The organism is Streptomyces incanus, assembly GCF_042656345.1.
GTDB lineage: Bacteria > Actinomycetota > Actinomycetes > Streptomycetales > Streptomycetaceae > Streptomyces > Streptomyces incanus.
In genome coordinates this window covers 24,810-45,651 of sequence record NZ_JBHSPC010000050.1, presented here as the reverse complement: position 1 = coordinate 45,651, position 20,842 = coordinate 24,810, and the positions used below count along the sequence as shown (strand labels likewise).

Below are 20,842 nucleotides of genomic sequence, written 5' to 3'. Positions count from 1 at the left end.
GGGAACCCCCGTGACCTGCGGCACGGGCATTCTGCCCATGCCAGGGCGTGTTGGCCAGAGGCGCCACGCCCTGGCGGCAAGGTTTAAGGGTCCTTACAGCATCGGCCCCTGTCACGGATGCTTCAGCCCAGGCGCCCGGCCACGAGATCCCAGACCGTGTCGGCCAGGGCTTCCTTGGGGCCGTGCGCCACGGACGTCTCGCTGCCGTCGGCGCCCAGCACCACGGCCTCGTTCTCCTCGGAGCCGAACGTCTTGCGCTCGCCGACCTCGTTGACCACGAGCAGGTCGCAGCCCTTGCGCTTCAGCTTGGCCCGTCCGTTGGCGAGCACGTCGTCCGTCTCCGCGGCGAAACCGACGACCACCTGTCCGGGGCGGGCCCGATCGGCCGAGATCTCGGCGAGGATGTCCGGGTTGCGCACCAGGGCGACGGGCTCGGGTTCCCGGCCGTCCTGCTTCTTGATCTTCCCGGCCGCGTAGGCCGCGGGGCGGAAGTCGGCGACCGCTGCGGCCATGACCACCGCGTCGGCGTCGGCGGCGGCCCGGAGCACTTCCTCACGCAGTTGTACGGCGGTCCCGACGGAGACGACGTCCACCCCCGCGGGATCGGGCAGCGCGGCGTTGGCGGCGATCAGGGTGACCCGTGCGCCCCGCGCGGCGGCGGTCCGGGCGAGCGCGTAGCCCTGCTTGCCGGAGGAGCGGTTGCCGAGGAAGCGGACGGGGTCGAGGGGCTCCCGGGTGCCGCCGGCGCTGACCACGACGTGCCGGCCTCTCAGGTCGGGCTCGGTGACGCCCCGGGCCAGCACCCGACGGCAGACCTCGAAGATCTCGCCCGGGTCGGGCAGCCGGCCCTTGCCGCTGTCGACGCCGGTAAGCCGGCCCACCGCCGGTTCGACGACGACGGCACCGCGCCGCCGCAGGGTCGCCACATTTTCCTGCGTGGCCGGGTGCTCCCACATCTCGGTGTGCATGGCGGGGGCGAAGACCACGGGGCAGCGGGCGGTGAGCAGGGTGTTGGTGAGGAGGTCGTCGGCCAGGCCGTGCGCCGCCTTCGCCAGCATGTCCGCGGTGGCCGGGGCGACCACGACCAGGTCGGCGTGCTGTCCGATGCGGACGTGCGGCACCTCGTGGACGTCGTCCCACACCTCGGTCGAGACCGGGTGGCCGGAGAGCGCGGACCAGGTCGCGGCGCCGACGAAGTGCAGCGCGGAGCCGGTGGGGACGACGCGGACGTCGTGCCCCGACTCCGTCAGCCGCCTGAGCAGCTCACAGGCCTTGTACGCGGCGATGCCGCCGCTGACGCCCAGAACGACCTTCGGCTTGTCCACGTCTCTCCCCGTCTCTCCCCGGAACATCGGCTCCCGTGCGCGCCGGAGACCACCGCGCACCCCTCATGCTCGCACCACCGCGGGAACGGCCCCGCGCCCCGACCGCACCACAGGCCCGGCAGACGTGCTGCCGGGCCTGTGGAAAAGCCGACCGAGAGTCACTGATGTGACTTTCGGCACCGTGCGACCTGCTGAACTGCGACTTACTGAACGGGGCCTTCGATGGCCTCGGAGGTCAGCAGTCCCGCGTTGATCTCGCGCAGGGCGATCGAGAGCGGCTTCTCGTGGACGTGGGTGTCGACGAGGGGACCGACGTACTCGAGGAGACCCTCACCGAGTTGCGAGTAGTACGCGTTGATCTGGCGAGCCCGCTTGGCCGCGTAGATCACGAGGCTGTACTTCGAGTCCGTGGCCTCGAGAAGCTCGTCGATCGGCGGGTTGATGATGCCCTCGGGCGTGGAGATGGAAGAGGACACGCTCTACCTTCCGATGGATGGGAAAGAATCGGTCTGCATGATCGCTGAATGACCGTTGGGGAAACGCTGACGATCACACGACGTTCATCAAGGCTAGCAGCTCGCGGGCCACGTCCTCGACGGAGGTGTTGACCAGGGTCGTATCGAACTCCGGCTCGGCCGCCAGCTCGACCTTCGCGGCCTCCAGCCGGCGCTCGACCACCTCGGGCGACTCGGTGCCCCGGCCGGTGAGCCGGCGCACCAGTTCCTCCCAGGAGGGAGGGGCGAGGAAGACCAGCTGGGCCTCGGTCATGGACTCGCGGACCTGGCGGGCGCCCTGCAGGTCGATCTCCAGGAGGACGGGCAGGCCCGACTCCAGGTGCTCGAGCACCGCCGCGCGCGGTGTGCCGTAGCGGTTGCCGGCGAACTCGGCCCACTCGAGCAGTTCGCCGTTGGCGATCAGCTTGTCCATCTCGTCGTCGGTGACGAAGAAGTAGTGGACCCCGTCCCGCTCACCGGGGCGCGGTTTACGGGTCGTCGCCGACACCGAGAGCCAGACCTCGGGGTGCGCCTTGCGCATATGCGCGACGACCGTGCTCTTGCCGACCCCCGAGGGGCCGGAGAGCACGGTCAGCCGCGGACGTACGTCCGGGGGTACGGGGGTCGTCCCCCGGGGTGTTGCAGCCATGCGGCGATTATTCCAGCAATCCCGGTATGCCCGGGACTCAGGAGCCGGTGCTGCCGAACTCGCGCTCCAGGGAGGCGATCTGGTTCGAGCCGAGACCACGCACACGGCGACTCTCGGAGATGCCCAGTCGCTCCATGATCTGCTTGGCGCGGACCTTGCCCACGCCCGGCAGGGACTCGAGCAGGGCGGAGACCTTCATCTTGCCGATGACGTCGTTCTCCTGACCCTGCTTGATGACCTCATGCAGGGAGGCGCCGGAGTGCTTGAGTCGATTCTTGACCTCGGCCCGCTCCCGGCGAGCCGCGGCGGCCTTTTCGAGCGCGGCTGCGCGCTGTTCAGGGGTAAGGGGCGGAAGAGCCACGCCTACGTCACCTCGGATGTCGAACTGTCGGATACGGACCGGTGAGGAACCTAGTCGCCCCACACCAGGGGAGCCACGAGCAACACGCTTGCCCGTTCACTCTCCGTCGGAGACTAGCGGCCAACTCCGTCTGAGTCAGCGAGAACAGCGGAAAACTCCAGGTCAGGATCGATGATGGCGGACATTTAGGGGCATAGCGACCGGGTTTTTTTATCGTATGCGGTCCCGGCGCGCTCCTGCGTCCCTCGTCGGAGACTCAGACCGCCGCCACGGCCGTTCTGATCTCCTCCGCGAACCGCTCCGCGGCGTCACGCAGCGCGACCACGTCGGCACCGTGACGCAACACTCCCCGGCTGACGCTCGGCACGACGTTGCGCACCGCCGGGCCGAAGACCGCCGGGAGATCCGCCGCCGTGGCTCCCTGGGCGCCGATGCCGGGCGCGAGCAGCGGACCGTTGATGTCCAGATCGTACGACGACAGGTCGCCGAGCGTCGCGCCGACGACCGCGCCGAAGGACCCCAGGGGCGTCTCCTCCGCGTTCTCGGCGGCCAGGTGGCCAAGCATGGTCGCGCCCACGCTGCGTCCGTCGGCCCGTACCGCGTGCTGCACCTCGCCGCCCTCCGGGTTGGAGGTCAGGGCCAGGACGAACAGTCCCGTGCCGCTCTCGCGAGCCAGCGCCACCGCCGGGCTCAGCGAGCCGTAGCCGAGGTACGGGGAGACGGTCAGCGCGTCCGAGAACAGCGGGGAGTCCGGGTGCAGGAAGGACTCGGCGTAGGCGGCCATGGTGGAGCCGATGTCACCGCGCTTGGCGTCCATGACGACCAGCGCGCCGGCCGCCCGCGCCTGAGCGACCGACGTCTCCAGCACCGCGATGCCGCGTGAGCCGAAGCGCTCGAAGAACGCGCTCTGCGGTTTGAGCACGGCGACCCGGTCCGCGACCGCCTCGACGACCGTGCGGCTGAACCGCTCCAGACCGGCCACGTCGTCGTTCAGGCCCCACTCGGCGAGCAGGGCGGCGTGCGGGTCGATGCCGACGCACAGCGGCCCGCGCGCGTCCATGGCCCGGCGCAGGCGCGCGCCGAAGGGTTCCGGTCCACTCATGCCGTTGTCCTCACGTCGGCGCCCACCGCGTCGGCGAGCGTGGCGTACGGGCTGGTGCGCAGGCGCGCGGCGAGCCCTTTGTGGAGGGTGCGGGCCCAGAAGGGTCCCTCATAGATGAACGCGCTGTAGCCCTGGACCAGCGTGGCGCCGGCCAGGATGCGCTGCCAGGCGTCCTCGGCGTTCTCGATGCCGCCGACACCCACCAGGGTGATCCGGTCGCCCACGCGCGCGTACAGGCGGCGCAGCACCTGAAGGGAGCGTGCCTTCAGGGGCGCGCCGGACAGGCCGCCGGTCTCCTGGACGACGGCGGGGTCGGACCGCAGACCGAGCCCCGCGCGCGCGATGGTGGTGTTCGTGGCGATGATCCCGTCCAGGCCGAGCTCCACGGCCAGGTCGGCGACCGCGTCGATGTCCTCGTCGGCGAGGTCCGGGGCGATCTTCACCAGCAGCGGCACCCGGCGGGCGGGGACGGCGCGGTCGGCGGCCTCGCGAACGGCGGTGAGCAGCGGGCGCAGATGGTCGACGGCCTGGAGGTCGCGCAGGCCTGGAGTGTTCGGCGAGGAGACGTTGACCACCAGGTAGTCGGCGTACGGCGCCAGCCGCTCGGCGGACTTCACGTAGTCACCGACGGCCTCGGCCTCGGGCACGGCCTTGGTCTTGCCGATGTTGACGCCGACGACCGTCCTGAAGACGGGCGTGCGGGAGGCCAGGCGGGCGGCGACGGCCAGCGAGCCCTCGTTGTTGAAGCCCATGCGATTGATCAGCGCGCGGTCCTCCACCAGCCGGAACAGCCGCTTCTTCGGGTTGCCGGGCTGCGGCTCGCCGGTCACCGTGCCGATCTCGACGTGGTCGAAGCCGAGCATCGCCATGCCGTCGACACCGACGGCGTTCTTGTCGAATCCGGCGGCGAGCCCGAAGGGACTGTGCAGGCGCAGCCCGAGGGCCTCGGTGCGCAGTTCCCTGTGGCGGGGCGCGAACGCCGCGGCGACGAAGGTGCGCAGGCCGGGGACGCGCGCGACGAGACGGACCCAGCGGAAGGCGAGGTGATGGGCCCGCTCCGGATCCATCCGCTGGAACACCAGAGGGAAGAAGTACTTGTACATGCCTGTGTCCTCGTGAAGAGCCTGAAGAGCCTCATGAAGAGGGGGACACCGTTTCCGGTGTCCCCCTCGGGACGGTCAGTCGCGGGCCGCTGTCAGACGTTGCGCGTGTTCCTGGAGCGAGCGGACGCCGACCTCGCCGCGGTTGAGGGCGTCGATGCCCTGGACCGCGGCGGCGAGCGCCTGGACCGTCGTCAGGCACGGCACGGACCGGGCCACGGCGGCCGTACGGATGTCGTAGCCGTCGAGGCGTCCGCCGGTGCCGTACGGCGTGTTGACGATGAGGTCGACCTCGCCGTCGTGGATCAACTGGACGATGGTCTTCTCGCCGTTCGGGCCGGTGCCCTCGGACTGCTTGCGCACGACGGTGGCGTTGATGCCGTTGCGCTTGAGGACCTCGGCGGTGCCGGAGGTGGCGAACAGTTCGAAGCCGTGGGCGACGAGCTCGCGCGCGGGGAAGATCATCGAGCGCTTGTCGCGGTTGGCGACCGAGATGAAGGCGCGGCCCTTGGTGGGCAGCGGCCCGTAGGCGCCCGCCTGCGACTTGGCGTACGCGGTGCCGAACGCGGAGTCGATGCCCATGACCTCGCCGGTGGAGCGCATCTCCGGGCCGAGGACCGTGTCGACACCCCGGCCGTGGATGTCGCGGAAGCGCGACCATGGCAGCACGGCCTCCTTGACGGAGATCGGCGCGTCGAGCGGGATGTCGCCGCCGTCGCCCCGGGCCGGGAGCAGGCCCTCCTCACGGAGCCCGGCGACGGTCGCGCCGAGCGAGATCCGGGCGGCCGCCTTGGCCAGCGGCACCGCGGTCGCCTTCGAGGTGAAGGGAACGGTGCGCGAGGCGCGCGGGTTGGCCTCCAGGACGTAGAGGACGTCGCCGGACAGCGCGAACTGGATGTTGATCAGGCCGCGCACCCCGACACCGCGCGCGATGGCCTCCGTGGAGGCGCGCAGCCGCTTGATGTCGAAGCCGCCCAGGGTGATCGGGGGCAGGGCGCACGCCGAGTCGCCGGAGTGGATGCCGGCCTCCTCGATGTGCTCCATGACACCGCCGAGGTAGAGCTCCTCGCCGTCGTAGAGCGCGTCGACGTCGATCTCGATGGCGTCGTCGAGGAACCGGTCGACCAGTACCGGCCGGGAGGGGCTGATCTCGGTCGATTCGGCGATGTAGGACTCGAGGCGGGCCTCGTCGTAGACGATCTCCATGCCGCGGCCGCCGAGCACGTAGGACGGGCGGACGAGGACCGGGTAGCCGATCTCGTCGGCGATGGCCCTGGCCTCGGTGAAGGTGGTGGCGGTGCCGTGCTTGGGGGCCGGCAGGCCGGCCTCCTGGAGGACCTGGCCGAAGGCGCCCCGGTCCTCGGCCGCGTGGATGGCCTCGGGAGGCGTGCCGACGATCGGTACGCCGTTGTCCTTGAGCGCCTGGGAGAGACCCAGCGGTGTCTGGCCGCCGAGCTGGACGATCACGCCCGCGACCGGACCGGCCTGCTGCTCCGCGTGGACGATCTCCAGGACGTCCTCCAGGGTGAGCGGCTCGAAGTACAGCCGGTCGGAGGTGTCGTAGTCGGTGGAGACGGTCTCCGGGTTGCAGTTGACCATCACGGTCTCGTACCCGCCGGGAGGAGTGGGCGCAGTGCTCAGCGCGAAGGAGGCGTGGACGCAGGAGTAGTCGAACTCGATGCCCTGGCCGATGCGGTTCGGGCCGGAGCCCAGGATGATCACCGCGGGCTTCTCGCGCGGGGCGACCTCGGTCTCCTCGTCGTAGGAGGAGTAGAAGTACGGCGTGTTCGCGGCGAACTCGGCGGCGCAGGTGTCGACCGTCTTGTAGACCGGGCGGATGCCGAGGGCGTGCCGCACCTCGCGGACGACGTCCTCGCGCAGGCCGCGGATCTCCGCGACCTGCTGGTCGGAGAAGCCGTGCCGCTTGGCCTCGGCGAGCAGGTCGGCGGTCAGCTCGGGCGCGGCGGCCAGGTCGTCGGCGATCTCCTTGATGAGGAAGAGCTGGTCGACGAACCAGGGGTCGATCTTCGTCGCGTCGAAGACCTCCTGGGGGGTGGCGCCCGCGCGGATGGCCCGCATGACGGCGTTGATGCGGCCGTCGGTCGGGCGGACGGCTTCGCGCAGCAGCTCGGCCTTGTCGCCGGGCTCGCCGGTGAACGTGAACTGGCTGCCCTTCTTCTCCAGCGAGCGCAGCGCCTTCTGGAACGCCTCGGTGAAGTTGCGGCCGATGGCCATGGCCTCACCGACCGACTTCATGGTGGTGGTGAGGGTGGAGTCGGCGCTCGGGAACTTCTCGAAGGCGAACCGCGGGGCCTTGACGACCACGTAGTCGAGGGTCGGTTCGAAGGAGGCCGGGGTCTTCTTCGTGATGTCGTTGGGGATCTCGTCGAGGGTGTAACCGACGGCGAGCTTGGCGGCGATCTTGGCGATCGGGAAACCGGTCGCCTTGGAGGCCAGCGCCGAGGACCGTGACACGCGCGGGTTCATCTCGATGACGATGATGCGCCCGTCCTCGGGGTTCACCGCGAACTGGATGTTGCAGCCGCCGGTGTCGACCCCTACCTCGCGGATGACGGCGATGCCGATGTCGCGCAGGGTCTGGTACTCGCGGTCGGTCAGCGTCATCGCGGGCGCGACGGTGATGGAGTCGCCGGTGTGCACGCCCATGGGGTCGAAGTTCTCGATGGAGCAGACGACCACGACGTTGTCGTGCTTGTCGCGCATCAGCTCCAGCTCGTACTCCTTCCAGCCGAGGATGGACTCCTCCAGGAGCACCTCGGTGGTCGGCGAGAGGGCGAGGCCCTGTCCGGCGATGCGGCGCAGTTCGTCCTCGTCGTGCGCGAAGCCGGAGCCGGCGCCGCCCATGGTGAAGGAGGGGCGGACCACGACCGGGTAGCCGCCGAGCTCGTCGACGCCGGCCACGACCTCGTCCATGGTGTGGCAGATGACCGAGCGGGCGGACTCGCCGTGCCCGGTCTTCCTGCGGACCTCTTGCACGACGCCCTTGAAGAGCTCACGGTCCTCACCCTTGTTGATGGCCTCCACGTTGGCGCCGATCAGCTCGACGCCGTACTTCTCCAGGACGCCGTTCTCGGCGAGGGAGATCGCGGTGTTGAGGGCCGTCTGGCCGCCCAGGGTGGGCAGCAGGGCGTCCGGCTGCTCCTTGGCGATGATCTTCTCGACGAACTCGGGGGTGATGGGCTCGACGTAGGTGGCGTCGGCGATCTCCGGGTCGGTCATGATCGTCGCCGGGTTGGAGTTGACCAGGATCACCCGCAGGCCCTCGGCCTTGAGGACCCGGCATGCCTGGGTGCCGGAGTAGTCGAACTCGGCGGCCTGGCCGATGACGATCGGGCCGGAGCCGATGACCAGGACGGACTGGATATCGGTGCGCTTAGGCACGCTGGCCCTCCATCAGGGAAACGAAGCGGTCGAACAGGTAGGCGGCGTCGTGCGGGCCCGCTGCCGCTTCCGGGTGGTACTGAACGCTGAAGGCCGGCCGGTCGAGCAGTCGGAGCCCTTCCACCACGTTGTCGTTGAGGCAGACGTGGGACACCTCGGCGCGGCCGAACGGGGTATCGGTGACCTTGTCGAGGGGCGCGTCGACGGCGAACCCGTGGTTGTGCGCGGTGACCTCGACCTTGCCGGTCGTACGGTCCTGGACCGGCTGGTTGATGCCTCGGTGGCCGTACTTGAGCTTGTAGGTGCCGAAGCCGAGGGCGCGGCCGAGGATCTGGTTGCCGAAGCAGATCCCGAAGAGCGGGGTGCCGCGCTCCAGGACGCCCCTCATCACGGAGACGGGGTGGTCGGCGGTGGCGGGGTCGCCGGGGCCGTTGGAGAAGAACACCCCGTCGGGGTTGACGGCGTAGACGTCGTCGAGGGTGGCGTTCGCGGGCAGGACGTGTACCTCGACGCCGCGCTGGGCCATGCGCTGGGCGGTCATGCCCTTGATGCCGAGGTCGATCGCGGCGACGGTGAACTTCTTCTCGCCGGCCGCCGGGACGACGTAGGGCTCGGTGGTGGCGACCTCGGCGGCGAGGTCGGCGCCCTTCATCGGGGGGACTTCCTGGACGCGGGCCAGCAGTGTGGCGTCGTCCGGCACGGTGTCGCCGCTGAAGATGCCGACGCGCATGGCGCCCCGCTCGCGCAGGTGGCGGGTGAGCGCGCGGGTGTCGATGCCGCTGATACCGACGATGCCCTGGGCGGCGAGTTCCTCGTCCAGGGAGCGGCGGGAGCGCCAGTTGGACGGCACGCGCGCGGGGTCGCGCACGACGTAGCCGGCGACCCAGATCCGCCGGGACTCGGGGTCGTCGTCGTTGACGCCGGTGTTGCCGACGTGCGGGGCGGTCATGACCACGACCTGGCGGTGGTAGGACGGGTCGGTGAGGGTCTCCTGGTAGCCGGTCATGCCTGTGGAGAACACGGCTTCACCGAAGGTCTCCCCCACTGCCCCGTAGGCGCGGCCGCGGAAGGTCCGGCCGTCCTCCAGGACGAGTACGGCGGGAGTCTTGGCGACTCCCCTGGTGGAGATCGTCATCGTGCGCCTTCCGTTTCCGTCTTGTTGATCATGTCGTTCAGGGTCTCGACCCATTCGTTGTGCTCGGCCGCGTGGTCGGAGCGGAAGCCGGAGTCGATCAGCTTGTCGCCGTGCGCCCAGGTCACGACGAGCAGACCACCCTCGGTGAGGACCTTCCCGGCGATGCCCTTGTCGAGCCGGACCTCGCGCAGCGCGGCGACGGGGACGAAGAAATCGCTCGCGCCGGGGCGTACGACGTCCAGTCCCTCGTCCGTCAGGGTGAGCTCGACCCGGCTGCGGGTGCCCAGGCCGTGCGCCACGATGCGGTCCAGCCACTGCCCGGCGGTGGTGGAGCCGTGGTAGCGGCCGCTCATCGTCAGTTTCGCCGCAGCCTGCGACTCCGGCATTCCAGGCAGCGGCGGCTCGCCGCCTCGGTTGAGGGTGGCGGTGGGAGACGGGCGGGTGGGCAGCTCGGGCAGGTCGCCCTGGAGGGTGCCGCGCCACTTCCAGCCCTCGCGCATCAACCAGTAGACGAGCGCGACGAAGAGGGCGAGTCCGACGACCCAGCCGATCCGGGCCGCCCAGTCGGTCACTTCCGCCGATTCCCTCTCGGCGGCCAGCAGGAGTACAGGTGTCACGTGAGCTTCCCGTCGATGAGCGTGGCCGTGCCCCGGAGCCAGGTGTGCGTGACACGGCCCGGCAGCTCGCGGCCCTCGTACGGGGTGTTGCGGCTGCGCGAGGCGAAGCCCGCGGGGTCCACGGAACCACGGTATGCCGTGTCGACGAGCATGAGGTTGGCGGGCTCACCTGCCGAGACCGGGCGGCCGTGGCCCTCGGCCCGTCCGATGCGCGCGGGCGTGAAGGACATCCGGTCGGCGACACCGGCCCAGTCCAGCAGGCCCGTGTCCACCATTGTCTCCTGGACCACCGACAACGCGGTCTCCAGGCCGACCATGCCCATGGCCGCTGCTGCCCACTCGCAGTCCTTGTCCTCGTGCGGGTGCGGGGCGTGGTCGGTGGCGACGATGTCGATGGTGCCGTCGGCGAGCGCCTCGCGCAGCGCCATGACGTCCCGCTCGGTGCGCAGCGGCGGGTTGACCTTGTAGATCGGGTTGTAGGACCGCACCAGTTCGTCGGTGAGGAGCAGGTGGTGCGGGGTGACCTCGGCGGTGACGTCGATGCCCCGGGATTTGGCCCAGCGGACGATCTCGACGCTGCCCGCGGTCGACAGGTGGCAGATGTGGACGCGGGAACCCACGTGCTCGGCGAGCAGCACGTCCCGGGCGATGATCGACTCCTCGGCGACGGCCGGCCAGCCGCCCAGGCCCAGCTCGGCGGAGACGACGCCCTCGTTCATCTGGGCGCCCTCGGTCAGCCGGGGCTCCTGCGCGTGCTGGGCGACGACGCCGTCGAAGGCCTTCACGTACTCCAGGGCGCGCCGCATGATCACGGCGTCGTGGACGCACTTGCCGTCGTCGGAGAAGACGGTGACGCCGGCCGCGGACTCGTGCATGGCGCCCAGTTCGGCGAGTGTGCTGCCCTCCAGGCCGACGGTGACGGCGCCGACGGGTCGTACGTCGCAGTAGCCGTGTTCCTTGCCGAGTCGCCAGACCTGCTCGACGACGCCTGCGGTGTCGGCGACGGGGAAGGTGTTGGCCATGGCGAACACGGCGGTGTAGCCGCCGCTGGCCGCCGCGCGGGTGCCGGTCAGCACGGTCTCGGAGTCCTCGCGGCCGGGCTCGCGCAGATGGGTGTGCAGATCGACCAGGCCGGGCAGCAGCACCTTGCCGTCCGCCTCGACAACGGTTACCTCCTGCGCGCCTCCGGCACGACCGGCGCCCTCGGCGCTCAGTCCGGTGCCGACGGCCGCGACGGTCCCGCCGTCGATCAGCACGTCCTGCGGGTCGCCGCCGAGCACCTTCGCACCGCGGATCAGGGTCTTGCTCATCGTGTTACTTCTCCTCCGTGGTGCGGGCGGCGTGGGTGAGGGCGGGTTCGTTGCCCCCGAGCAGCAGGTACAGGACGGCCATCCGGATGGAGACCCCGTTGGTGACCTGCTCGACGACGGTGCAGCGCTCGGAGTCGGCCACCTCGGCGGTGATCTCCATGCCGCGGACCATGGGGCCGGGGTGCATCACGATCGCGTGTTCGGGCATCCGCCGCATGCGCTCGCCGTCGAGGCCGTAGCGCCGTGAGTACTCGCGCTCGGTCGGGAAGAACGCGGCCTTCATGCGCTCGCGCTGCACACGCAGCATCATGACGGCGTCGGACTTGGGCAGGGTGCGGTCGAGGTCGTAGGAGACCTCGCAGGGCCAGGCCTCGACGCCGACCGGCAGGAGCGTCGGCGGGGCGACGAGGGTGACCTCCGCGCCGAGGGTGTGCAGCAGGTCGACGTTGGAGCGGGCGACCCGGCTGTGCAGGACGTCGCCGACCAGCGTGATGCGCCGGCCGGAGAGGTCCTGGCCGATCCCGGTGTCCCGGCCGACGAGCCGGCGCCGCATGGTGAAGGCGTCGAGCAGGGCCTGGGTGGGGTGCTGGTGGGTGCCGTCGCCGGCGTTGATGACGTGTGCGTCGATCCAGCCGGAGGTGGCCAGCCGGTACGGGGCCCCGGAGGCGCCGTGCCGGATGACGACGGCGTCGACGCCCATGGCCTCCAGGGTCTGGGCGGTGTCCTTGAGGGACTCGCCCTTGGAGACGCTGGACCCCTTGGCGGTGAAGTTGATCACGTCCGCGGACAGCCGCTTCTCGGCGGCCTCGAAGGAGATCCGGGTACGGGTGGAGTCCTCGAAGAAGAGGTTGACGACGGTCCGGCCGCGCAGGGTCGGCAGTTTCTTGATCGGCCGGTCGGCGACCCGGGCCATCTCCTCGGCGGTGTCGAGGATCAGGACGGCGTCGTCGCGGGTGAGGTCGGCGGCCGAGATGAGATGACGCTGCATCTTTCAGGCTCCGTAAGACAGTTCAATCGGAAGAACGGGAGAATCCGGACAGCCCGGGGCGTGGCGGTGCACCGGGCCGGCGCACGCGGGTGGCGCGCCCGGACCGCTACGGGGAGGGCTGCTTGGCGCCGAGCAGCACGGTGTCGCGACCGTCCTCCTCGGCGAGCAGGACCTTGACCGTCTCCCGCAACGACGTGGGGAGGTTCTTGCCGACGTAGTCGGCGCGGATGGGCAGCTCGCGGTGGCCGCGGTCGACGAGGACGGCGAGCTGCACCGCGCGCGGGCGCCCGATGTCGTTCAGCGCGTCGAGGGCGGCACGGATGGTGCGCCCGGAGAAGAGCACGTCGTCGACGAGGACGACCAGCCGGCCGTCGATGCCGTCGCCGGGGATCTCGGTGCGGGCCAGCGCACGCGGCGGGTGCATGCGCAGGTCGTCGCGGTACATGGTGATGTCGAGGGAGCCGACCGGGACCTTGCGCTCGGTGACCTGCTCGAGCTTGGCGGCGAGCCGCTGGGCTAGGAAGACGCCCCGGGTCGGGACGCCGAGGAGCACCACGTCGTCGGCGCCCTTGGCGCGCTCGACGATCTCGTGGGCGATGCGGGTCAGTACCCGCGCGATGTCGGGGCCTTCGAGAACGGGCCGCGCATCGGACTGCGTGTCCATGGGAACGGACCTCCTTCTCCGCCTCACGGGACGGACCTTAAAGGACGTCGGAATTGCGTGGCCCACGCTATCAGGTGGGGAGCGACACCCTTGACTCCCCCTTCCGCCGCCACCAGCCACTCCCTTGGCGCAACGGTCTTCGCCGGACCCGGAAGAGTCGGTGTGGACCGTTCGGCTTGACGGGCGAGAGTAACTCTGCGTAACCTCACAGTGAGTTACCAGCCGCGCGGCCCGGAAATCATGCCGGTCGCGTCGACACAGTGCCGGGGAGCTATATGTCCAGCGAATACGCCAAACAGCTCGGGGCCAAGCTCCGCGCGATCCGCACCCAGCAGGGCCTTTCCCTCCACGGTGTCGAGGAGAAGTCCCAGGGCCGCTGGAAGGCGGTCGTGGTGGGTTCGTACGAGCGCGGCGACCGCGCAGTGACCGTACAGCGTCTTGCCGAGCTGGCGGACTTCTACGGCGTTCCGGTGCAGGAGCTGCTTCCTGGTACCACTCCGGGCGGCGCCGCCGAGCCGCCGCCGAAGCTGGTCCTCGACCTGGAGCGGCTGGCCACGGTGCCGCCGGAGAAGGCCGGCCCGTTGCAGCGGTACGCGGCGACGATCCAGTCCCAGCGCGGCGACTACAACGGCAAGGTGCTCTCGATCCGCCAGGACGACCTGCGCACGCTCGCCGTGATCTATGACCAGTCGCCCTCGGTCCTCACCGAGCAGCTGATCAGCTGGGGCGTGCTGGACCCGGACGCGCGCCGCGCGGTCGCCTCGCACGACGAGGGCTGATCGCACCACCGCCCGAGCAGAAACGTACCGCCGGGGTGGCCCGACCTGCAGAGGTCGGGCCACCCCGGCGGCGTTCGTTCCGCGTTCGTTCTGCGAGCCGAGGAGCAGGCCAGGGGTCCGGGCGGGGGCCCGGACACGCCGGAGGGCCCGCAGCGGTCGTGCTGCGGGCCCTCCGGCGTGTCTGTGCCGGTCCGGTGCCTGCGCGGCAGTGCCGGTGCCGGATCAGCCCTCGTCGCGGCGCAGCGAGGGCTTGAGCTCCTTGAACCGGCCGAGGAGGCCGTTGACGAACGAGGGCGACTCGTCGGTGGAGAACTCCTTCGCCAGCTGCACCATCTCGTCGAGCACGACGGCGTCCGGGGTCTCGTCGACCCAGATCAACTCGTACGCGCCGAGACGCAGGATGTTGCGGTCGACGACCGGCATGCGGTCCAGGGTCCAGCCGATCGAGTACTGGGCGATCAGCTCGTCGATGCGCGCCGCGTGTTCCGCGTAGCCCTCGACCAGCTGCATCGTGTACTCGCTCACCGGCGGCTGCCGGGTGTCGGACCGGGAGTGCCGGACCCAGTCCGCGAGGACCGTCAGGACGTCGGCGCCGCGCTGGTCGCCCTCGAAGAGGATCTGGAAGGCGCGCTTGCGGGCCGTGTTGCGGGCAGCCACGGTTAGCTGTTCACCCGGCCGAGGTAGTCGCTCGTGCGGGTGTCGACCTTGATCTTCTCACCGGTGGTGATGAAGAGCGGGACCTGGATCTGGTGCCCGGTCTCCAGCGTGGCCGGCTTGGTGCCGCCGGTGGAGCGGTCGCCCTGGACGCCCGGCTCGGTCTCGGCGATGGTCAGCTCGACGGCGGCCGGAAGCTCGACGAAGAGCACCTCGCCCTCGTGCTGCGCGACGGTGGCCTCGAAGCCCTCGATGAGGAAGTGGGCGGCGTCGCCGACGGCCTTGCGGTCGATGTGCAGCTGGTCGTAGGTCTCCATGTCCATGAAGACGAAGTATTCGCCGTCCATGTAGGAGAACTGCATGTCCCGCTTGTCGACGGTGGCCGTGTCGACCTTCACACCGGCGTTGAAGGTCTTGTCGACGGTCTTGCCGGAGAGCACGTTCTTGAGCTTGGTGCGCACGAAGGCCGGGCCCTTGCCGGGCTTGACGTGCTGGAACTCGACGACGGACCAGAGCTGGCCGCCTTCGAGCTTGAGCACCATGCCGTTCTTGAGGTCGTTCGTGGAAGCCACGTTGCGGAATCTCCTGGACTGACGTGAGACGACTCGGGGCCGGCACTCGGCGCGAAGCTAGAGCGCCAGCAGTTCCTTGGTCGTGATGGTGAGTAGCTCGGGTCCGCCGTCCGCCTCGGGGCGCACGACGAGCGTGTCATCGATCCGGACACCGCCCCGGCCCGGGAGGTGGACCCCCGGTTCGACGGTGACCGGCACACAAGCGTCCAGTTTACCCATGGTCCCGGGGGTCAGTTGAGGGTCCTCGTCGATTTCGAGTCCGACTCCGTGTCCGGTGAGCGCCGGAAGGGCCGCCGCGTACCCCGCGCTGTCCAGTACCTGGCGGGCCGCGCGGTCCACGTCACGGCAGGCGGCGCCGGGCAGGAGGGACTCCCGGCCGGCCCGCTGAGCGGTGAAGACGAGGTCGTACAGCTCGATCTGCCAGTCCGCGGGAGCGGTGCCGATGACGAACGTACGGCCGATCTCGCAGCGGTACCCGCGGTAGGTGGCGCCGAGGCAGACGGAGAGGAAGTCGCCCTCCTCCACCCGCCGGTCGGTGGGCCGGTGACCGGGCCGCCCGGCGTTCGGGCCGGTGGCGACGGAAGTGGCGAAGGCAGGGCCGTCGGCGCCGTGGTCGACCAGGCGGCGCTCCAGTTCCAGCGCGAGATGGCGTTCGGTGCGGCCGACGAGAATGGATTCCAGCAGCTCGCCGAGGGCCTGATCGGCGATCTCCGCGCCGATACGCAGACAGGAGATCTCCTCCTCGTCCTTGACCACCCGGAGCTGTTCGACGGCGCCGCCGATGTCGGCCAGGCGCAGCCCGGGGGCGACCGAGCGGAGAGCGCGGTGCCGGGTCACGGTGAGGTGGTGCTCCTCGACGGCGAGGGAGTCGGCGCCCCCGGTGGCGGCGAGCCCGGCGGCCGCGACGGCGGGATCACCTCCGGTGCCGGGCACGACGTGCACCCGCAGCGCTTCGTCGGGCCGGGGCTGCCCGGAACGGTCGTCGGGCAGCCCGGCGCACACCAGGAAGTCCTCGGCCGGGCCCAGCAGCAGTACGGCGCCTTCCGGGGCGGGACCCGCGAGATAGCGCACATTGGCGGGCCGGGTGACCAGCGCCGCCGCGCTGCCACCCGCGTTGCAGCATTCCCTCAGCCGCGTCCGGCGGAGCGCGTACACCTCAGACATGTCCCGAGCCTATGAGCGGTGGCCGGAAACCGCCGGTCGAGAGGTCCGAGTGGGCGGCGGTACGCGGTGGTGCGCTGCGGCGTCCCGGGGCAGTGCGGCGAGGTGCCGGCCCTCGAGGATGAGGCGGCCGTGTCCGGTGGAAAGGGCCACGGCATGCGCGACGGGCCGCGCGGAGCCGTCGCGGGTTCCGCGCGGCTCCCGCTCGTAAACGGCTGTATCGGCTGTATCGGCTGTATCGGCTGTATCGGCTGTATCGGCTGTATCGGCTGTATCGGCTGTATCGGCAGCGTGGCCCACGGCCGGGGTGACAAGGAGCAGCGGGCCGGAGACAGCGGGTCGGGCGCGGCCCTCAAGGCCTGTCCGGCGGATCCGGTCGGCGGAAACGCGCTGCGCCTGCCCAGGGCAGGCGGGCGAGGGCCGCTGGTGTGTCCTCCAGCCGCACCATGTGGCTCACCAGGACGGAGGGCTGGCGATGGACCTGGCGAGGACGTCGTTCAGGACGTCGGCCGTTTCCGGTATGCCGAGCTGGGAGTTGTCGATGATCGGGAGGCCCGAGCCGTACCAGCCGGCCATGCGGCCGTGGATGCGGGCGACCTCCTCGTCGCCGAGGCGGCGGTTGCCGGACCGCTCGGCGTTGCGTTCCAGGACGATGTCCAGACCGGGCAGCAGCACGACCGGCAGCAGCCCAGGCCCCACATGCCGTTTCCAGCCACCGAGGCCGACGACCGGGCGATCGGGGAAGACGGCGTCGTCGAGGATGCAGGAGATCCCGTTGGCGAGGAAGTTGCGTGCGGCGAAGCCGCAGGTGCGGCGGGCCAGACGGTACTGCGCTTCCGAGTGGTCGTTCCACCCGGTCTGCGGGTCGGCGAAGCCGGACCGCACCCACTCTCGTACGTCGTCCAGGCTGATGTGCGCGGTCGGCACCCGGCGGTGGTCCGCCCAGTACTTGGCGACGCTGGTCTTCCCGGCGCCCGCGGGGCCTATGAGCAGGACCGCGAGGGTCGTGCCGGCCGGGTCGGCCGCCGCGGGGGCCTGCGGGGCACTGGGCATGGCGACGGGGCCACCGGGCGGCAGCGGCACATGCCCGGTGGTGTCCGGTGGCGGATGCGGGGGCTGCGGGACGCCCGTGGGCTGCGGCGTCGGTCCGGGGTAGCCGGGGGCCGGCGGTGGCGCGGGCACCGGGGCGGGCCCCTGGTGTGCTCCCGGGGGGTGCGCTCCCGGGTGCTGTGCGGCCGGTGACCAGCCGTCGGCCGGTCCGTGCCCCGGTCGGTGGGGCGGCGGCAGCGGAGAACCCACTGCGTGCTGCATCCGGTGCCACTCCGTCTCGGTCTGCTGGGCTCGGTTCACTCGCCGCAGGCGACAAGCACTGATGGCAGGGGGGTCCCCGCGCTCTCCGACAGCCTAGGGTGTCGGAGCGGCTGTTCGAACGGGTACCGCCCCTACCGTTGTCCGATGAACGGCCGAAGGCGGCCCTGAGTGCCTGACCCGCCGGGCCGAATACCCGGCGGGCAGGCTCCGCGAGGTCCGCGGGTGCTATTCCGCGACTTCTCCGTACGCGGCGAGCAGCACCGCCGGGTCCGGCCCCTCCAGCACGGTGGGCTTGGCAAGGCCGTCGAGGACGATGAAGCGCAGCAGGTCGCCGCGGGACTTCTTGTCGATCCTCATGTTCTCCAGCAGCCTGGGCCACTGGTCGTGGCGGTAGTGCAGGGGCAGCCCGACCGCTTCGAGGACGGCGCGGTGCCGGTCGGCGGTGGCGTCGTCCAGCCTCCCGGCGAGCCGGCCGAGTTCGGCGGCGAAGTGCATGCCCACCGACACCGCCGCGCCGTGGCGCCACTTGTAGCGCTCGTTCTTCTCGATGGCGTGCCCGAGCGTGTGGCCGTAGTTGAGGATCTCCCGCCGGCCCGCCTCCTTCAGGTCGGAGGAGACGACGTCGGCCTTGACCCGGATCGAGCGCTCGATGAGCTCGGCGGTGTGCGGGCCCGCCGGGGTGCGGGCGGCCTGCGGATCGGCCTCGATGAGGTCGAGGATCACGGGGTCGGCGATGAAGCCGGCCTTGATGACCTCCGCCAGCCCGGAGACGTAGTCGTTGGTCTGGAGGGAGTCCAGGGCTGCGAGGTCGCACAGCACGCCGGCGGGCGGGTGGAAGGCGCCCACGAGGTTCTTGCCCTCGGCGGTGTTGATGCCGGTCTTGCCCCCGACGGCCGCGTCGACCATGGCCAGCACCGTGGTCGGCACCGCGATCCAGCGCACTCCGCGCAGCCAGGTGGCGGCCACGAACCCGGCCAGGTCGGTGCTGGCGCCGCCGCCCACGCCGACGATGACGTCGGTGCGGGTGAACCCGGACTGGCCGAGCGCCTTCCAGCAGTAGGCGGCGACCTCGGCGGTCTTGGCCTCCTCCGCGTTCGGCACCTGGATGGCGATGGCCTCGTAGCCCTGCCCGGCGAGATCGGCGCGGAGCGCCTCGCCGGTCTCGGCCAGGGCCTCGGGGTGCACGACCGCGACCCGCTTGGCGGCGGTCCCGATCAGCCCGCCGAGTTCGCCCAGGAGCTGCCGGCCCACCAGGACCTCGTACGCGTCGGTGCCCGCGGTACCGCCGATCTGAATCCTTGTCACCTGGTCTGCCACAACGTCCTCCGGCCGGGGGTCCGGGGGGTGTCCCCCGGGGGATACGGTCTTCATCTCCAGTGCGTCCAGAACGGAGCGGGTGACCTCTTCCGGCGTGCGGCCGTCCGTGGCCACGACGGCCGTGGCTGCCTCCTCGTACAGATGGCGCCGGGCCTCCATCAGCTCGCGCCACTGTTTGCGCGGGTTGACCGCGAGCAGCGGCCGGGCGGCGTTGAGACCGGTGCGTTTGACCGCCTCCTCGACGTCCATCGACAGATAGACGACCCGCTGCCCGGCGAGCAGCGCGCGCGTGTCGGCGTCGAGGATGGCGCCGCCGCCCAGGGCCAGGACGCCGCCGTGCTCGGCGAGCGCGGTGCGCACCGCCTGCTTCTCGATCGCGCGGAAGGCGGGCTCGCCCTCGTCCACGAAGATCTCGGCGATGCTGCGGCCCGTCCCGGCGATGATGTCGTCGTCGGTGTCTCGGTAGCCGACGCCCAGCCGCTCGGCCAGCAGGTGCCCGACGGTGGACTTTCCGACGCCCATCGGGCCGACCAGCACGATCAGCGGAGTCACCGGATGGCCAGGTTCTCGAGGTAGGACGTCACATTGCGGCGGGTCTCGGTGACGCTGTCGCCGCCGAACTTCTCCGCGACCGCGTCCGCGAGGACCAGGGCGACCATGGCCTCGGCGACGATGCCGGCCGCCGGCACGGCGCACACGTCGGAGCGCTGGTGGTGGGCGGCGGTCTCCTCGCCGGTGACGACGTCCACGGTCTTCAGCGCCCGCGGCACGGTCGCGATCGGCTTCATCGCGGCCCGTACGCGCAGCAGTTCACCGGTGGTCAGACCGCCCTCGGTGCCGCCGGAGCGGCCCGAGGAGCGCCTGATGCCGTCGTCGGTGGCGACGATCTCGTCATGTGCCTGGGAGCCGGGCACCCGAGCCAGGCCGAAGCCGTCGCCGACCTCCACGCCCTTGATCGCCTGGATGCCCATCAGGGCGCCGGCCAGCCGGGAGTCGAGACGCCGGTCCCAGTGGACATGCGAGCCGAGTCCCACCGGTACGCCGTACGCCAGCACCTCGACCACTCCGCCGAGGGTGTCACCGTCCTTGTGGGCCTGGTCGATCTCCGCGACCATCGCCTTCGACGCGTCCGCGTCCAGGCAGCGCACCGGGTCCTCGTCGAGCTTCTCCACATCGGCCGGGGTCGGATACACGCCGTAGGGTGCCTTGGCGGCCGCGAGCTCCACGACGTGGGAGACGACCTCGATGCCGGCCGTCTCCTTCAGGTACGAGCGGGCCACGGCGCCCAGCGCCACCCGAGCCGCGGTCTCCCTCGCGGAGGCCCGTTCCAGCACCGGGCGGGCCTCGTCGAAGCCGTACTTCTGCATGCCGGCGAGGTCGGCGTGGCCGGGTCGCGGGCGGGTCAGCGGGGCGTTGCGGGCGAGGCCGGCCAGCACCTCGGGGTCTACCGGGTCGGCCGCCATGACCTGTTCCCACTTCGGCCACTCGGTGTTGCCCACCATGACCGCGACCGGGGAGCCGAGGGTGAGGCCGTGCCGGACGCCGCCGAGGAAGGTGACCTCGTCACGCTCGAACTTCATCCGGGCGCCGCGACCGTAGCCCAGCCGCCGCCTCGCGAGATGGTCCGCCACCATGTCCGTGGTGACCGGCACGCCGGCGGGAAGGCCTTCCAGCGTCGCGACGAGTGCGGGACCGTGGGATTCCCCCGCGGTCAGCCAGCGCAACCTGCTCAACGGTGCTCCTCCATGCTCGCGCCCGGTACTGCCCTGCGCACGCACTGTCGCGTACGGCTACGGCGCGACGGGGTGCGCGGCCCCGGCCCGCCACGTCCGATCCTCCCACGTTCGGAGGTACACGCCGGAATCGGTCCGCTTGCCGGACAGGGCGCGAGAGGCCTCGGC

The 20,842-nt window shown here is 70.9% G+C and carries 19 protein-coding genes; 1 reads left to right on the top strand and 18 read right to left on the bottom strand.

The genetic code is table 11. The features are described from left to right. Positions 1-122 precede the first annotated feature (122 nt). From coaBC to pyrR, 12 genes are all read right to left on the bottom strand, one after another. Positions 123-1,325 (bottom strand): bifunctional phosphopantothenoylcysteine decarboxylase/phosphopantothenate--cysteine ligase CoaBC, encoded by a 1,203-nt coding sequence (gene coaBC / locus ACFP2V_RS18770; RefSeq protein ID WP_381213311.1) that lies wholly within the window; start codon positions 1,323-1,325, stop codon positions 123-125. A 203-nt stretch (positions 1,326-1,528) separates the two neighbouring features. Next, positions 1,529-1,801, bottom strand: a complete 273-nt coding sequence (rpoZ, locus tag ACFP2V_RS18765) for a DNA-directed RNA polymerase subunit omega (RefSeq protein ID WP_055570801.1) — start codon at positions 1,799-1,801, stop codon at positions 1,529-1,531. 73 nt (positions 1,802-1,874) lie between these two features. Continuing rightward, positions 1,875-2,468, bottom strand: a complete 594-nt coding sequence (gene gmk, locus ACFP2V_RS18760) for a guanylate kinase (protein WP_381213307.1) — start codon at positions 2,466-2,468, stop codon at positions 1,875-1,877. Positions 2,469-2,505: 37 nt separating this feature from the next. Beyond that, complete coding sequence (locus ACFP2V_RS18755; protein WP_003977346.1) at positions 2,506-2,829, bottom strand: integration host factor; 324 nt, start codon at positions 2,827-2,829, stop codon at positions 2,506-2,508. 256 nt (positions 2,830-3,085) lie between these two features. Further along, positions 3,086-3,931: an orotidine-5'-phosphate decarboxylase gene (gene pyrF, locus ACFP2V_RS18750; protein WP_381213304.1), complete on the bottom strand. Its 846-nt coding sequence runs from the start codon at positions 3,929-3,931 to the stop codon at positions 3,086-3,088. Further along, positions 3,928-5,034 carry a quinone-dependent dihydroorotate dehydrogenase gene (locus tag ACFP2V_RS18745; protein ID WP_381213302.1) on the bottom strand — a complete coding sequence of 369 codons (1,107 nt, stop codon included), beginning with the start codon at positions 5,032-5,034 and terminating at the stop codon, positions 3,928-3,930. Before ACFP2V_RS18745 ends, pyrF begins: the two co-directional genes overlap by 4 nt. 75 nt (positions 5,035-5,109) lie before the next feature. Further along, positions 5,110-8,433: a carbamoyl-phosphate synthase large subunit gene (gene carB / locus ACFP2V_RS18740; protein ID WP_381213299.1), complete on the bottom strand. Its 3,324-nt coding sequence runs from the start codon at positions 8,431-8,433 to the stop codon at positions 5,110-5,112. After that, positions 8,426-9,568, bottom strand: a complete 1,143-nt coding sequence (gene carA, locus ACFP2V_RS18735; RefSeq protein ID WP_381213296.1) for a glutamine-hydrolyzing carbamoyl-phosphate synthase small subunit — start codon at positions 9,566-9,568, stop codon at positions 8,426-8,428. Before carA ends, carB begins: the two co-directional genes overlap by 8 nt. Next, on the bottom strand, positions 9,565-10,185 hold the full coding sequence (locus ACFP2V_RS18730) for a PH-like domain-containing protein (protein ID WP_381213293.1): 621 nt from the start codon (positions 10,183-10,185) through the stop codon (positions 9,565-9,567). Before ACFP2V_RS18730 ends, carA begins: the two co-directional genes overlap by 4 nt. Further along, positions 10,182-11,495, bottom strand: a complete 1,314-nt coding sequence (locus ACFP2V_RS18725; RefSeq protein ID WP_381213290.1) for a dihydroorotase — start codon at positions 11,493-11,495, stop codon at positions 10,182-10,184. Before ACFP2V_RS18725 ends, ACFP2V_RS18730 begins: the two co-directional genes overlap by 4 nt. Positions 11,496-11,499: 4 nt before the next feature. Then, a complete protein-coding gene (locus ACFP2V_RS18720) occupies positions 11,500-12,483 on the bottom strand; it encodes an aspartate carbamoyltransferase catalytic subunit (RefSeq protein WP_055629161.1) in 984 nt (327 codons plus the stop codon). A 106-nt stretch (positions 12,484-12,589) separates the two neighbouring features. Then, positions 12,590-13,147: a bifunctional pyr operon transcriptional regulator/uracil phosphoribosyltransferase PyrR gene (gene pyrR / locus ACFP2V_RS18715; protein ID WP_381213287.1), complete on the bottom strand. Its 558-nt coding sequence runs from the start codon at positions 13,145-13,147 to the stop codon at positions 12,590-12,592. Positions 13,148-13,422: 275 nt separating this feature from the next. On the opposite strand from pyrR, the gene bldD reads away from it, so the two are divergent. After that, positions 13,423-13,926 carry a transcriptional regulator BldD gene (bldD, locus tag ACFP2V_RS18710; RefSeq protein WP_055572227.1) on the top strand — a complete coding sequence of 168 codons (504 nt, stop codon included), beginning with the start codon at positions 13,423-13,425 and terminating at the stop codon, positions 13,924-13,926. A 222-nt stretch (positions 13,927-14,148) separates the two neighbouring features. Here bldD and nusB read toward each other — a convergent pair whose 3' ends face one another. From nusB to aroC, 6 genes are all read right to left on the bottom strand, one after another. Continuing rightward, positions 14,149-14,583, bottom strand: a complete 435-nt coding sequence (nusB, locus tag ACFP2V_RS18705; protein ID WP_381213283.1) for a transcription antitermination factor NusB — start codon at positions 14,581-14,583, stop codon at positions 14,149-14,151. A gap of 2 nt (positions 14,584-14,585) precedes the next feature. Then, the gene (gene efp / locus ACFP2V_RS18700; protein ID WP_381213280.1) at positions 14,586-15,152 is read right to left on the bottom strand and encodes an elongation factor P; all 567 of its coding nucleotides are present in this window, start codon (positions 15,150-15,152) and stop codon (positions 14,586-14,588) included. A gap of 57 nt (positions 15,153-15,209) precedes the next feature. After that, positions 15,210-16,316: an aminopeptidase P family protein gene (locus tag ACFP2V_RS18695; protein ID WP_381213277.1), complete on the bottom strand. Its 1,107-nt coding sequence runs from the start codon at positions 16,314-16,316 to the stop codon at positions 15,210-15,212. 450 nt (positions 16,317-16,766) lie between these two features. Continuing rightward, positions 16,767-17,624, bottom strand: a complete 858-nt coding sequence (locus ACFP2V_RS18690; protein ID WP_381213274.1) for a Pro-rich N-terminal domain-containing protein — start codon at positions 17,622-17,624, stop codon at positions 16,767-16,769. A 225-nt stretch (positions 17,625-17,849) separates the two neighbouring features. Beyond that, positions 17,850-19,463: a 3-dehydroquinate synthase gene (aroB, locus tag ACFP2V_RS18685; RefSeq protein WP_381213504.1), complete on the bottom strand. Its 1,614-nt coding sequence runs from the start codon at positions 19,461-19,463 to the stop codon at positions 17,850-17,852. A 26-nt stretch (positions 19,464-19,489) separates the two neighbouring features. Beyond that, positions 19,490-20,674, bottom strand: a complete 1,185-nt coding sequence (gene aroC, locus ACFP2V_RS18680; protein ID WP_381213271.1) for a chorismate synthase — start codon at positions 20,672-20,674, stop codon at positions 19,490-19,492. Positions 20,675-20,842 lie beyond the last annotated feature (168 nt).

Bases quoted from the DNA above. Each gene is read 5' to 3' on its own strand.
- gmk (WP_381213307.1), bottom strand. From the start codon at position 2,468: ATGGCTGCAACACCCCGGGGGACGACCCCCGTACCCCCGGACGTACGT.
- pyrF (WP_381213304.1), bottom strand. From the start codon at position 3,931: ATGAGTGGACCGGAACCCTTCGGCGCGCGCCTGCGCCGGGCCATGGAC.
- ACFP2V_RS18745 (WP_381213302.1), bottom strand. From the start codon at position 5,034: ATGTACAAGTACTTCTTCCCTCTGGTGTTCCAGCGGATGGATCCGGAG.
- carA (WP_381213296.1), bottom strand. From the start codon at position 9,568: ATGACGATCTCCACCAGGGGAGTCGCCAAGACTCCCGCCGTACTCGTC.
- ACFP2V_RS18725 (WP_381213290.1), bottom strand. From the start codon at position 11,495: ATGAGCAAGACCCTGATCCGCGGTGCGAAGGTGCTCGGCGGCGACCCG.
- ACFP2V_RS18720 (WP_055629161.1), bottom strand. From the start codon at position 12,483: ATGCAGCGTCATCTCATCTCGGCCGCCGACCTCACCCGCGACGACGCC.
- pyrR (WP_381213287.1), bottom strand. From the start codon at position 13,147: ATGGACACGCAGTCCGATGCGCGGCCCGTTCTCGAAGGCCCCGACATC.
- bldD (WP_055572227.1), top strand. From the start codon at position 13,423: ATGTCCAGCGAATACGCCAAACAGCTCGGGGCCAAGCTCCGCGCGATC.
- ACFP2V_RS18695 (WP_381213277.1), bottom strand. From the start codon at position 16,316: ATGTCTGAGGTGTACGCGCTCCGCCGGACGCGGCTGAGGGAATGCTGC.
- ACFP2V_RS18690 (WP_381213274.1), bottom strand. From the start codon at position 17,624: ATGCAGCACGCAGTGGGTTCTCCGCTGCCGCCGCCCCACCGACCGGGG.
- aroB (WP_381213504.1), bottom strand. From the start codon at position 19,463: ATGGGCGTCGGAAAGTCCACCGTCGGGCACCTGCTGGCCGAGCGGCTG.